The sequence below is a fragment of the Achromobacter sp. NCFB-sbj8-Ac1-l genome, assembly GCF_052695805.1.
Genome location: NZ_CP199812.1, coordinates 822,451 through 835,735 on the forward strand (window position 1 = coordinate 822,451; position 13,285 = coordinate 835,735).

Consider the following 13,285-nt stretch of genomic DNA (forward strand, 5'->3'; position numbering starts at 1 on the left):
AAGTTATGGAATTCGAACATCGGCCCGTCCTGCTGGAGCCGACGGTGGACGCGCTGTTGCTGGCCGATTTCGGCGGCAAGGGCGCGACCCGGTCGCACCTCCAGGACGAGCCGGCCGCGGCTACGCGGGCGGAACGTGGCGTCTTTGTGGACGGCACGTTCGGACGCGGCGGTCACAGCCGGGAGTTGCTCAGCCGCCTCGGGGCGGGGGCGCGGCTGGTGGTGTTCGACAAGGACCCCGAGGCCATCGCGGTCGCCAATGCGTTGGCGGCGGCAGATTCCCGGGTGACGGTGGTGCATGGGGGCTTTGCCACCATGGCCGAAGAATTAGGGCAGCTCGGCATCGACAAGGTCGATGGCGTGATGCTGGATCTGGGCGTGTCGTCGCCTCAGATCGACGATGCCGAGCGCGGTTTCTCGTTCATGCGGGACGGCCCGCTCGACATGCGGATGGACACCACTCGTGGACCCACGGTGGCGGATTGGCTGGCGCAAGCCAGTGTGGATGAGATGCGGGAGGTCATAGCGGATTATGGCGAAGAACGGTTTGCTTTTCAGGTTGCAAAGGCGATTGCTGCTCGCCGCGCAACAAGGCCGCTGCGCACCACGCTCGAGCTTGCCGAGTGCGTCGCCAGCGCCGTCCGCACGCGCGAAAAGGGGCAGCATCCGGCCACACGCACCTTTCAAGCTCTACGGATTTACATCAATCGGGAACTCGAAGAGCTCGCGCGCACCCTCGCGTCAGCTTTAGATCTGCTTGCCCCAGGGGGGAGGTTGGCGGTGATCAGCTTTCATTCGCTTGAAGACCGCATGGTCAAGCAGTGCATCGCGGCGGCGGCTCGTCCGGCGGCCGCGCATGCACGCCTGCCGCTGCGCGAAAGCGAAATGCCCCAGCCTGTGTTGCGTTCCCTGGGACGCGTGTTGGCCGAAGACGACGAAGTCTCGGTCAATGCGCGTGCCCGCTCGGCGGTGCTGCGCGTCGCCGAGCGTACCGATACCCCGTTGTCCGCCGAAGGCGGCGCCGCGTTCGTCAAGATCGGTTCGCTGCCGGGCAGCGACCTGGCCCCGCCGCCTCGCCGCGGTGGCAAAGGAGGGCGCCGCTGATGGGTCGCGTCAACCTGATCGTTGCGGCTTTACTGATGCTGTCGGCCATTTCCCTGGTCACCAGCCGGTATCAGTCGCGCCAGCTCTTTGTCGAGCTGGGCCGCGATCAGGCGCAGGCACGTGACCTGGAAACCAACTGGCGGCGCCTGCAACTGGAACGTGCCGAACTGGCGCGTAACGCGCGGGTCGACGTGATTGCGCGTGACAACCTGAAGATGATTCCCATCGTTCCGGATCGCACGCTGTACCTGAATCAGGCCCCGGTGCCGACCAGCGGAGGCGCCCAATGAAGCGCGTTCCGTTCTTCGACAATCCGGTGCTGCGCGGTCAGTTGCCGACCTGGCGCGCCCGCCTGGTGCTGATCCTGCTGTTCGGCGGTTTTACCGTGCTGGCCGGCCGCGCCCTGTTCCTGCAAGGCCTCTCCAACGAATTCCTGCAGCAGCAAGGCGAGCGCCGCTACGAGCGCACGCTGACACTGTCCGCTACGCGCGGCAAGATCATGGACCGTAACGGCGCCGTGCTGGCCTCGAGCGTGCCGGCGCGGGCCATCTGGGCCATTCCCGAAGATCTGAAGCAGGCCACGCCTGCGCAGCTGGACTCCCTGGCCAAGTTGCTGGAATCCCCGGTTGCCGATCTGCGCCGCCGGGTCGAGGAAGACAAGAACTTCGTCTACCTGAAGCGTCAGGTCTCGATGGATGTGGCCGACAAGATCAAGCAGCTGGGCCTGCCCGGCGTGCACCAGCAGCCCGAGACCCGCCGCTACTATCCGGACGGCGACGTGATGGCGCACGTGGTCGGGTTCAATAGCGTCGAAGACCAGGGCCAGGAAGGCGTCGAACTGACCTTCAACCAGCAGTTGTCGGGCCGCCCGGGCAGCCGCCGCGTCATCAAGGATCGCCTGGGTCGCGTCATCGAAGACGTGCAGGCCGTGACGCTGCCGGTCGATGGTCGCGACCTGCGCCTGTCCATCGATACCCGCCTGCAGTACCTGGTGTTCAAGGAACTGAAGGACGCCATGGACAAGCACCAGGCCAAGGGCGCAACCGCCGTGGTCGTCGACGTGCACACCGGCGAGATCCTGGCGCTGGCCAATGTGCCGACGTTCGATCCGAACAAGCGCGAGACCTTCCACGGTGCCAACCTGCGCAATCAGGCCATCACCGACACGTTCGAGCCCGGCTCGATCATGAAGCCCTTCACTGCCGCGCTGGCGCTGGATCTGGGCCGCATCACCACGAACACCCTGTTTGAAACCGGCAATGGCCGCTTTACCTACCAGGGCAGCACCATCAGCGACGTGAGCCGCAACGGCACGCTGGATGTGGCGGGCGTGCTGCGCAAGTCCAGCAATATCGGCATGACGATGATCTCCGAGAAGCTGGAATCCCGCGAAATGTGGGACCGCTTCACCGAGTTGGGCCTGGGGCAAGCGCCGCAAGTGGGATTCCCCGGCGCGGCGCCCGGTCGCCTGCGCCCCTGGGACCGCTGGCGCCTGATCGAAAAGGCCACCATGGCCTATGGCTACGGCCTGTCTGTGTCGCTGCTGCAGGTGGCGCGCGCCTACACCGTGTTCGCCCGCAACGGCGACATGGTCTCGCTGACCCTGGTCAAGCGCGACAGCGATCCGACCAGCGTCAAGATCTACACGCCCAAGACCACTGCCCTGGTCCGCGGCATGCTGGAAGCGGCTGCCGGACCCGATGGCACGAAGGCCGCCCAGGTGCAGGGCTACCGCGTGGCCGGCAAGAGCGGCACCGCTCGCAAGATCGTCGATGGCAAGTACAGCATGCAGCGCTATCGCAGCTCGTACGTGGGCTTTGCGCCGGTGTCCGATCCCAAGATCGTCGTGGCGGTGTCCATCGACGAGCCCACGGTCGGCGGTTACTACGGCGGCGCGATTGCCGCACCCGTGTTCTCCCATATTGTCGGCGGGAGTCTGCGGTTGATGGGCGTGAGGCCGGACGCGCCCTTCGAATCCACTATTGTTGCCGGTATCAAGGAGCCAGGCAGATGAGCGCCAAAGGCTTCCTCTCATCCCCCGCCGCCACGGTCGAACAAGCCGTGGCGTGGTTGCATTCGCGCGTGTCGTTGACCGCGCACCTGAAACTGGACTCCCGCGAGATCGAACCGGGCGACGTGTTCGTCGCCTGCCAGGGCCTGTCCAGCGATGGCCGCCTCTATATAGAGGCGGCGTTGGCGCTGGGCGCCAGCGCGGTACTGTTCGAAGCGCCCGCCACCGAGGCCATCGAGGCCGCCGCCGCAGCGGGCGATACGCCCATGTTGCCGGTCACGGGCCTGCGCGCCCTGCTGGGCGAGTTGGGCGACACCTGGTATGGCCGCCCCTCGTCGGCGTTGGCCGTGGTGGCCGTCACCGGCACCAACGGCAAGACGTCGTCGGTACAGTGGATTGCTCATGCGCTGGGCCGCAACGACAAGCCTTGTGGCACCATCGGCACCCTGGGCGCCGTGTTGCCGGATGGCCGCACGCTGGGTGGCAGCCTGACCACCCCCGACGTGCTGACCGTGCACCGCCTGCTGGCGGCGATGCGCGACGCCGGCGCCAAGGCGGTGGCCATGGAGGCCTCTTCCATCGGCATCGAACAGGGCCGCATGGATGGCGTGCGCGTGGCGTTGGCCGCGTACACCAACCTGACCCGCGATCATCTTGATTACCACGGCACGATGGAAAGCTACGAGGCCGCCAAGGCCCGTCTGTTCCGCTGGCCTGGCCTGAATGCCGCCGTGGTGAACGCGGACGACGAAGCCGGACGCCGCCTGATCGCCTCGCTGCCGGCCGACGTATCGGTCATGGGCTACAGCCTGAGCGCGGACGCCGCAATTCCCGCCGCGATGCGCGCGCGGGATCTGCAGGCGACCGCCCAAGGCCAGATATTCACGCTGGTGTCACCGCATGGCGAGGCGCAGATCGTGACGCGCCTCTTGGGGGCGCACAACGTGTCCAACCTGCTGCTGGTGGCCGGCGTGCTGTACAAGCTGGGCCTGCCGTTTGCGCAGATTGCACGTGAATTGGCCGCGACCGATCCGGTCGATGGCCGTCTGCAGACCGTGGAACCCGTCGTCTCCAGCACCCAGGCCAATGCCGGGCGCGGGGCGCTGGTGGTGGTGGACTACGCCCACACGCCGGACGCGTTGGCGCGCGCGCTGACTGCCTTGCGCCCGGTGGCGCAGGCGCGCGCCGGTCGCCTCATCTGCCTGTTCGGCTGCGGCGGCGAGCGCGATCCGGGCAAGCGTCCGGAAATGGGCCGCATCGCCGCGGAATTGTCTGACCACGTGGTGGTTTCCAGCGACAATCCCCGTTCCGAATCCCCTGACGCCATCGTGGCGCAGATCCTGGCCGGCATTCCGGCGTCGGCAGGCGCTGACGTGCAGGTCGACCGCGCCCGCGCCATCATGCAGACCATCTGGGCGAGTTCGCCCGAAGATGTGGTGCTGCTGGCGGGCAAGGGCCACGAGACCTACCAGGACATCGGTGGCGAAAAGCTGCCTTTCGACGACCGCGAGTGGGCCCGCCTGGCGCTGCTCTTGCCGCTGGTGAAGGGCGTGTCCACGGACACCCGCCGCATCGGCGCAGGCGAATTGTTCGTGGCGCTGGTGGGCGACAACTTCGATGCGCACAACTACCTGGACCAGGCTGCCGAGCGCGGCGCCTGCGCGGCCGTGGTGGCGCATGCCGTGCCGGAATCGAATCTGCCGCAACTGGTGCTAGGCGACACTCGCCTGGCGCTGATGCGCATTGGCGCCGCCTGGCGCGCCCAGTACACGCTGCCGGTGGTGGCGGTGACGGGCAGCAATGGCAAGACGACCACCAAGGAAATGATTTCCGCCATGCTGGCGGGCTGGAAAGGCGAGGCGGCCCGTCTGGCCACCGCGGGCAACCTGAACAACGATATCGGCGTGCCGCTGACGTTGTTGCGCCTGCGGTCCGAGCATCGCGCCGCGGTGTTCGAACTGGGCATGAATCATCCGGGCGAGATCGCGCAGCTGGCTGCCATCGCCGCGCCCAGCGTGGCGTTGGTGACCAATGCGCAGCGCGAGCACCAGGAATTCATGCACACCGTGGAAGCGGTGGCATATGAAAACGGCGCGGCCATCGCGGCCTTGCCCGACGACGGCGTGGCGGTGTACCCCGGCGACGAGCCTTATGCGGCCATCTGGGACAAGCTGGCCGCGCCGCGCCGCGTGCTGCGCTTTGGCCTGCAGCCCGGCCTGGACGTCTATGCGGAACAGATCCTGGCGGACGTCGATTCGACGCGCTGCCGCGTGGTGACGCCGGTGGGCGCCGCCGACCTGACGTTGCCGGTGCCCGGCCTGCACAACCTGCGCAATGCCCTGGCCGCCATCGCCAGCGCCATCGCTGCGGGGGCGCCGCTGGACGTCGCCGTGCGCGCGCTGGCCGGGTTCAGCCCCGTGGCGGGCCGTATGCAGTACAAGAAATTGAGTGACGGAACGTTGCTCATTGATGACACCTACAATGCCAACCCCGATTCGGTTCGCGTCGCCATTGATGTGCTGGCGCGCATCGGCGGCACCCGCGTCCTGGTACTGGGCGACATGGGTGAAGTCGGGGACAACGGCCCCGCCATGCATGTCGAGGTGGGCAATTACGCGCGCGAGCATGGGCTCGACGCGCTCATCACGCTAGGCGAAGCCAGCCGGGCGGCAGCCGCCGCCTACGGTTCGGGCGCACACGCCTGCGCATCGGTAGACGAAGTCGTTGCCGCGTTGCGCGGCCTGCGCGCGTCCTGCGTATTGATTAAGGGATCGCGCTTTATGCGCATGGAGCGGGTAGTGACGGCTTTTACTTCGACTGACGGGCAAGTGTCCAAGGGGCAGGGAGACCACCATGCTGCTTGAGATCGCCCGTCTGCTTTCCGATGATGTGCGCGCCTTGGGCGTGTTCGAATACATCACGCTGCGTGCGGTACTGGCATGCGCCACCGCCTTGCTGATCGGCCTGGTGGCGGGGCCTCGCGTGATCCGCAAGCTGACCGAAATGAAGATCGGCCAGGCCGTGCGTTCGTACGGCCCCGAAACGCATCTGGTCAAGACCGGCACCCCCACCATGGGCGGCGTGCTGATCCTGATTTCCATCGCCATCAGCACGCTGTTGTGGGCCGACTGGACCAACCGCTTCGTGTGGGTGGTGCTGCTGGTGACCTTCGGCTTCGGCTGGATCGGCTGGATGGACGATTACCGCAAGGTGGTCTACCGCGATCCGGAAGGCATGCCGGCACGGCAGAAGTTCTTCTGGCAAGCCACCATCGGCCTGGTGGCCGCGGTCTACCTGGCATTCGCCGTGTCCGCGCCGGCCAATACCGAACTGTGGCCGCTCTTCAAGGCCTGGGTGGGCAGCGGCTTCACGATGGCGCTGCCGACGCGCGCCGACCTGATCGTGCCGTTCTTCAAGACCGTCAGCTATCCGCTGGGCGTGCTGGGCTTTGTTGCGCTGACCTGGGCCGTGATCGTGGGCACCAGCAACGCCGTCAACCTGACCGATGGCCTGGACGGCCTGGCGATCATGCCCACCGTGATGGTCGGCAGCGCGCTGGGCATCTTCGCCTACGTCGTTGGACGCGTCGACTATTCGAAGTACTTGTTGTTCCCGTATATCCCGGGCGCATCCGAACTGATGGTGCTGTGCGCCGCGATCGGCGGCGCCGGCCTGGCATTTTTGTGGTTCAACGCGTATCCGGCGCAGGTCTTCATGGGCGACGTCGGTGCATTGGCTCTGGGCGGTGCGCTGGGCACCATCGCGGTCATCGTGCGCCAGGAGATCGTGCTGTTCATCATGGGCGGCGTGTTCGTGGTCGAGACCCTGTCGGTGATGATCCAGGTGACCTGGTTCAAGTACACGAAGCGACGTTATGGAACAGGTCGACGCATATTCCGCATGGCGCCGCTGCATCATCACTTTGAAGTGGGCGGCTGGAAAGAAACCCAGGTGGTCGTGCGTTTCTGGATCATCAGCATGATGCTGGTGCTGATTGGCCTCTCTACCCTGAAGTTGCGATGAATACGATGGAAACCTCCCGCGCTGACGCGCCGCTCGTCCTGATCCTCGGATTGGGCGAGTCGGGTGTCGCCGCCGCTCGCTGGAGCGCCCGACAGGGCGCCCGCCTGCGCGTGGCCGACACGCGCGCAGCGCCGGGCGGCCTGCCGGCGCTGCAGGAAGCGCTGGCGCAGGCAGAGGTCGAATACCGTCTGGGTTGCGACACCTCGTTCGACGTCGCTCTGCTGGACGACGTGAACCAGGTCGTGATCAGCCCGGGCCTGGCGCCCACCGGTGCGCCGGCCGAAGACCTGCTGCGCGAGGCCAAGGCTCGTGGCATCGAAGTCATCGGTGAAATGGAACTGTTCGCGCGCGCCTTGGCCGAATTGGCCGAGACCCGCGAATACCGTCCCCGCGTGCTGGCCGTGACCGGCACCAACGGCAAGACCACCGTCACCGCCCTGACGCGCGACCTGGTGCAAGCCAGCGGCCTGTCCGTGCTGGCTGCCGGCAATATCAGCCCGGCCGCGCTGACCGCGTTGATGGGGGCGCTGGATGCCGACGAACTGCCGCAGGTATGGGTGCTGGAGTTCTCCAGCTTCCAGCTGGAAACCACGCATACGCTGATGGCCGACGCGGCCGTCGTGCTGAACGTCACGCAAGACCATCTGGACTGGCACGGCGACATGGACGCCTATGCCCAGGCCAAGGCGCGCCTCTTGAAGATGGCGCGCGTGGCCATCGTCAATCGCGAAGATCCTTATACGGCCGCCATGGTGCCGACGCTGGATGCGCTGAACGCGCGCAGTTTCGGCCGCGACGTGCCCGAGCGCGTGGGCGACATGGGCCTGGAACAGGGCCAGGGCGTGGCCTGGCTGGTTGCCGCCGAGCCGGTCGACTTCGACGAGCCGGTCGCGCCCGTGCGCCGCAAGAAAGACGCGCCGGAACCCGTGCGTGCCAAGGGCCGCATGAGCCGCCTGATGCCGGTGGATGCGCTGCGTATCCGCGGCATCCACAACGCCTTGAATGCCCTGGCCGCGCTGCAACTGGCGCGTTGCCTGGACCTGGGCTGGGGCGCCATGCTGCGTGCGCTGCGCGACTACGCGGGCGAGCCGCATCGGGCCGCCTTCGTGCGCAACATCGGCGGCGTGGACTACATCAACGACAGCAAGGGCACCAACGTGGGCGCCACCGTGGCCGCGCTGGAAGGCCTGGGTCAGCCCGTGGTGCTGATCGCCGGCGGCCTGGGCAAGGGCCAGGATTTCTCGCCCTTGGTTCCGGTCGTCTCGCGCCATGCGCGCGCTGTCGTGCTGATCGGCCAGGATGGCCCCGAGATCGGCCGCGTGCTGGCTGAAACCGGCGTCGACTGCATCCAGGCCGCTTCCCTGCACGAGGCCGTGCGCCGCGCCGCCGATCTGGCGCAAGCCGGCGACGCGGTGCTGTTGTCGCCCGCCTGCGCCAGCATGGACATGTTCCGCAACTATCCGCACCGCGGGCAGGTGTTCGTGGAAGAGGTCGAAGACCTGGCCCGCGACCGTGGAGAGGTGGCATGAGCCTGATCGCCGATCTCACCGCCAGCGTCAACGCCGTACGGCCCGGCCGTACCCGCATGCGCAACTTCGATCTGCCGCTGGTCATCGCGGCTTCGACGTTGCTGCTGCTCGGCTTGCTGATGGTGTATTCGGCGTCGATCGCGCTGGCCGACGGCCCGCGCTATGCCTCGTATGGCCGCTATTACTTCGTGATCCGTCACGGCCTGTTCGTCAGCGCCGGCCTGCTGGCCGCCGCGATCGTGCTGGCCATTCCCATCCGCGTCTGGCAACGGCTGGCCGTGCCGCTGTTCGTGGTGGCGATGGTGCTGCTGGTGGCCGTGCTGGTGCCCGGCATCGGCCGTGAAGTCAATGGCGCCCATCGCTGGATTCCCCTGGGTCCGCTGAATTTCCAGCCGTCCGAACTGATGAAGCTGGCCGCACTGCTGTACGCCGCCGACTACACCGTGCGCAAGCAGGAACACATGCAGGCCTTTGCCCGCGGCTTTTTGCCGATGGCGTTTGCGCTGGCCGGCGTGGGCATGCTGCTGCTGCTCGAGCCCGACCTGGGCGCCTTCATGGTGATCGTGGCCATTGCCATCGGCATCCTGTTCCTGGGCGGCATCAACGGCAAGTACTTCAGCAGCCTGCTGGCGGTGCTGGTCAGTACCTTCCTGATGCTGATCTGGCTGTCGCCGTGGCGCCGTGCGCGCCTGTTCGCCTACCTGGACCCCTGGAACGAAGACAACGCCTACGGCAGCGCGTATCAGCTGTCGCACTCGCTGATCGCGCTGGGGCGCGGCGAATGGTTGGGCGTGGGCCTGGGCGCCAGCGTCGAAAAATTGCACTACCTGCCCGAAGCGCACACCGACTTCCTGATGGCGGTGGTGGGCGAAGAACTCGGTTTTGCCGGCGTGATGCTGGTGATCTCGCTGTTCGCCATCATCGTATATCGCGGCTTTGACATCGGCCGCCAGGCCATCGCCATGGAACGCACCTTCGCGGGCCTGGTAGCGCATGGCGTGGCGATGTGGTTCGGCGTGCAGGCCTTCATCAACATGGGCGTGTGCCTGGGGCTGTTGCCCACCAAGGGCCTGACCCTTCCGCTGATGAGCTACGGCGGTTCGGGCGTGGTGATGAATCTGTGCGCCCTGGCCATGCTGATCCGGGTGGACGTCGAAAACCGCATCATGATGCGCGGGGGGCGGACATGAGCGCCACGCCTCGCACCATCCTGATCATGGCCGGCGGCACCGGCGGCCACATCATGCCCGGCCTGGCCGTGGCCGATGTGCTGCGCCAGCGCGGCTGGCGCGTGCTGTGGCTGGGCAATCCCGACAAGATGGAAGGCAAGCTGGTGCCGCCACGCGGCATCGAGCTCGTGCCGCTGCGCTTTGCCGGCGTGCGCGGCAAGGGCGCTGCCGCGCTGCTCAAGCTGCCGTTCCTGCTGGTGCGCGCGTTTGCGCAGGCGTGGGGACGGCTGTCCGCGGTGCGCCCCGACGTCGTGCTGGGCATGGGCGGCTATGTCGCCTTTCCCGGCGGGGTCATCGCGGCGCTGCGCGGCACGCCGCTGGTGGTGCACGAACAGAACGCCGTGGCCGGCACCGCCAACAAGTGGCTGGCCCGCATGGCCCGCCGCGTGCTCAGCGGCTTTCCCGGCGTGCTGCCCAAGGGCGAAGCCATGGGTAATCCGGTACGCGCCGACCTGTGCGCCTTGCCCGATCCGGCCCAGCGCTACAGCGGCCGCAGCGGTGCGCTGCGGTTGCTGGTGGTGGGCGGCAGCCTGGGCGCCCAGGCATTGAATACCGCCGTACCCCAGGCGCTGGCGCGCCTGCCGCAAGACCGTCGGCCGGTGGTCGTGCACCAGGCTGGCGAACAACATTTGCCGGCGCTGCAGCAGGCCTACGCCCAGGCGGGCGTGACGGCCGACTGCCGCGCTTTCATCGACGACATGGCTGGCGCCATGGGCGACGCCGACCTGCTGATCTGCCGCGCGGGCGCCATGACGGTGTCCGAAGTGGCCGCAGCGGGCGTGGCGGCACTGTTCGTGCCGTTCCCCCATGCCATCGATGACCACCAAACCGCCAACGCGCGCTTCCTGAGCGACGCGCAGGCCGCCTGGCTGCAGCCGCAGAACGCCTTGAGCCCCGAATGGCTGGCGGACTGGCTGGGCCAGCGCACTCGTCAAGAACTTCAGGCTGTCGCCGAACGGGCCCGCGCGCATGCGCACCCCGAAGCGGCGGCCCATATCGCCGACGTCTGTGAACAAGCAGCGGGGCGTTCATCATGAAACACAGAATTCAACATATCCATTTCGTAGGCATCGGCGGCTCGGGCATGAGCGGCATTGCCGAGGTGCTGCTCAACCTGGGCTACACCATCAGCGGTTCCGACTTGAACGAGTCGGCGGTGACGCGCCGCCTGGCGGGCCTGGGCGTGAACATCGCCATCGGCCACGTCGCCAGCAACGTCACCGGCGCGGGCGCGATCGTCACGTCGACCGCGGTGGCGGGCGACAACCCCGAGGTCATTGCGGCGCGCGCCGCGCGCATCCCGGTGGTGCCGCGCGCCATCATGCTGGCCGAGTTGATGCGCTTGAAGCGTGGCATTGCGGTGGCCGGCACGCACGGCAAGACCACCACGACCAGCCTGGTGGCCAGCATCCTGGCCGCGGGTGACCTGGACCCGACCTTCGTGATCGGCGGCCGGCTGAATTCCGCCGGCGCCAACGCGAGGCTGGGGCAGGGCGACTACATCGTGGTCGAAGCCGACGAATCCGATGCTTCGTTCCTGAACTTGCTGCCGGTGATGGCCATCGTGACCAACATCGATGCGGATCACATGGACACCTACGGCCATGACGTGGCGCGGCTGAAGAGCGCGTTCATCGAGTTCACGCAGCGCCTGCCGTTCTACGGCAGCGCCGTGCTGTGCACCGACGACGCCAACGTGCGCGAGATCATGCCATTCGTGTCGCGCCCCATCACCTCGTACGGCCTGAACGACGAGGCCATGGTGCGCGGCTACGAAGTGCAGCCGGAAGGCACGCGCATGCGCTTCAACGTGCAGCGCAGCCATCGCGAAACGCTGCTGCCGCCGCTGCAGGTGGTGTTGAACCTGCCGGGCCTGCATAACGTGCGCAACGCGCTGGCGGCGATTGCCGTGGCGACCGAGCTGGGTGTGTCCGACGAAGCCATCTGCGACGCATTGGCCTCGTTCAAGGGCGTGGGCCGGCGGTTCACGCAGACCGGCGAATTCCCCGTGCCTGCTTCGCATGGCGGCGGCACGTTCACGGTGATCGACGACTACGGCCACCACCCGGTCGAGATGGCCGCCACGCTGGCGGCCGCCCGCGGCGCCTGGCCGGACCGCCGCATCGTGCTGGCGTTCCAACCGCACCGCTACACGCGTACGCGCGATTGCTTTGAAGATTTTGTGCGCGTGCTGGGTACGGCCGATGCCGTGCTGCTGACCGAAGTCTATTCCGCAGGCGAACCGCCGCTGGTGGCTGCCGATGGCCGCGCCTTGTCGCGCGCCTTGCGCGTGGCCGGCAAGGTCGAGCCTGTCTTTGTCGAAGACGTCGCCGACCTGCCGCAAGCCGTGGTGGATTTCGTGCGCGACGGCGACGTGGTGATTGTTATGGGAGCGGGTTCGATCAGCAAGGTCCCCGCCCAAGTTGGAGAATTGGCATGAGCGCGAAATTCGGCAAGGTAGGCGTGTTGTACGGCGGTCGTTCCGCCGAACGCGAGGTGTCCCTGATGTCCGGGGCCGGCGTGCACCAGGCGCTGCTCAGCGCCGGCGTCGACGCGCACCTGTTCGACACCGGCGAGCGCAGCCTGGCCGAACTGGCCAGCCAGGGCTTTGATCGCGTGTTCATCGCGCTGCACGGTCGCTACGGCGAAGACGGCTCGATCCAGGGCGCCCTGGAACTCCTGGGCATTCCTTACACCGGCAGCGGCCCGCTGGCCTCGGCACTGGCCATGGACAAGACCATGACCAAACGCGTCTGGCTGCAGCAGGGCCTGCCGACGCCGCAATTCGAATTGCTGGACGCCGACACCGAGTTGCGCCTGGTGCCTGACCGGCTGAGCCTGCCGCTGATCATCAAACCGCCGCATGAAGGCTCGACCGTGGGCATCACCAAGGTGGTGGGCTATTCCGACATGAAGGAAGCCTACGCGCTGGCCGCCAAGTTCGACGCCGAAGTGCTGGCCGAACAGTTCATCCAGGGCCGCGAGCTGACCGTGGCGGTGCTGGGTGGCGGCAAGACCGCGCGCGCACTGCCGGTCATCGAGATCGCCGCGCCCGGTGGCAACTACGACTACGAGCACAAGTATTTCTCGGACGACACGCAGTATTTCTGCCCGGCCACGCTGCCGCCAGCGGTGGCGGAAGAAGTCGCCGACGTCGCCGTGCGCGCCTACCGCGCGCTGGGCTGCGAAGGCTGGGGTCGCGCCGACTTCATCCTGGATGCCGACAACCGCCCCTGGCTGCTGGAAATGAATACTTCGCCCGGCATGACGAGCCATTCGCTGGTTCCCATGGCCGCCCGCGCCACGGGGATGAGCTACGCCGATCTGTGCGTGGCGATCCTGGCCGACGCTTCGTGCAAAGTGCACAGCATCGCTCGCAACGCTTGACCT

At 67.1% G+C, this 13,285-nt stretch carries 10 protein-coding genes; all 10 read left to right on the forward strand.

The genetic code is table 11. The annotated features are described in order from the left end of the window. Positions 1 to 5 precede the first annotated feature (5 nt). Genes rsmH through ACUDP5_RS03970 form a run of 10 tightly spaced genes read left to right on the forward strand, consistent with a single transcriptional unit; the run spans position 6 to position 13,282 of the window. Entirely contained in the window at positions 6 to 1,103 is a 1,098-nt protein-coding gene (rsmH, locus tag ACUDP5_RS03925) for a 16S rRNA (cytosine(1402)-N(4))-methyltransferase RsmH (protein ID WP_263913835.1), read from the forward strand. Continuing rightward, positions 1,103 to 1,393, forward strand: a complete 291-nt coding sequence (gene ftsL / locus ACUDP5_RS03930; RefSeq protein ID WP_263913836.1) for a cell division protein FtsL — start codon at positions 1,103 to 1,105, stop codon at positions 1,391 to 1,393. The genes rsmH and ftsL overlap by 1 nt, the downstream gene beginning before the upstream one ends. Continuing rightward, positions 1,390 to 3,117 (forward strand): peptidoglycan D,D-transpeptidase FtsI family protein, encoded by a 1,728-nt coding sequence (locus tag ACUDP5_RS03935; RefSeq protein WP_263913837.1) that lies wholly within the window; start codon positions 1,390 to 1,392, stop codon positions 3,115 to 3,117. Before ftsL ends, ACUDP5_RS03935 begins: the two co-directional genes overlap by 4 nt. After that, positions 3,114 to 5,978 carry a bifunctional UDP-N-acetylmuramoyl-L-alanyl-D-glutamate--2,6-diaminopimelate ligase MurE/UDP-N-acetylmuramoyl-tripeptide--D-alanyl-D-alanine ligase MurF gene (gene murF, locus ACUDP5_RS03940; RefSeq protein WP_445658188.1) on the forward strand — a complete coding sequence of 955 codons (2,865 nt, stop codon included), beginning with the start codon at positions 3,114 to 3,116 and terminating at the stop codon, positions 5,976 to 5,978. The genes ACUDP5_RS03935 and murF overlap by 4 nt, the downstream gene beginning before the upstream one ends. Further along, complete coding sequence (gene mraY, locus ACUDP5_RS03945) at positions 5,968 to 7,137, forward strand: phospho-N-acetylmuramoyl-pentapeptide-transferase (RefSeq protein ID WP_025136625.1); 1,170 nt, start codon at positions 5,968 to 5,970, stop codon at positions 7,135 to 7,137. The genes murF and mraY overlap by 11 nt, the downstream gene beginning before the upstream one ends. Next, positions 7,134 to 8,666 (forward strand): UDP-N-acetylmuramoyl-L-alanine--D-glutamate ligase, encoded by a 1,533-nt coding sequence (gene murD / locus ACUDP5_RS03950; RefSeq protein ID WP_445658189.1) that lies wholly within the window; start codon positions 7,134 to 7,136, stop codon positions 8,664 to 8,666. The genes mraY and murD overlap by 4 nt, the downstream gene beginning before the upstream one ends. Then, positions 8,663 to 9,856 carry a putative lipid II flippase FtsW gene (gene ftsW, locus ACUDP5_RS03955; RefSeq protein ID WP_263913840.1) on the forward strand — a complete coding sequence of 398 codons (1,194 nt, stop codon included), beginning with the start codon at positions 8,663 to 8,665 and terminating at the stop codon, positions 9,854 to 9,856. Before murD ends, ftsW begins: the two co-directional genes overlap by 4 nt. Then, complete coding sequence (murG, locus tag ACUDP5_RS03960) at positions 9,853 to 10,932, forward strand: undecaprenyldiphospho-muramoylpentapeptide beta-N-acetylglucosaminyltransferase (protein ID WP_445658190.1); 1,080 nt, start codon at positions 9,853 to 9,855, stop codon at positions 10,930 to 10,932. Before ftsW ends, murG begins: the two co-directional genes overlap by 4 nt. Beyond that, the gene (gene murC, locus ACUDP5_RS03965; RefSeq protein WP_263913842.1) at positions 10,929 to 12,335 is read left to right on the forward strand and encodes a UDP-N-acetylmuramate--L-alanine ligase; all 1,407 of its coding nucleotides are present in this window, start codon (positions 10,929 to 10,931) and stop codon (positions 12,333 to 12,335) included. Before murG ends, murC begins: the two co-directional genes overlap by 4 nt. Continuing rightward, positions 12,332 to 13,282 carry a D-alanine--D-alanine ligase gene (locus tag ACUDP5_RS03970; protein WP_445658191.1) on the forward strand — a complete coding sequence of 317 codons (951 nt, stop codon included), beginning with the start codon at positions 12,332 to 12,334 and terminating at the stop codon, positions 13,280 to 13,282. The genes murC and ACUDP5_RS03970 overlap by 4 nt, the downstream gene beginning before the upstream one ends. Positions 13,283 to 13,285: the final 3 nt, after the last annotated feature.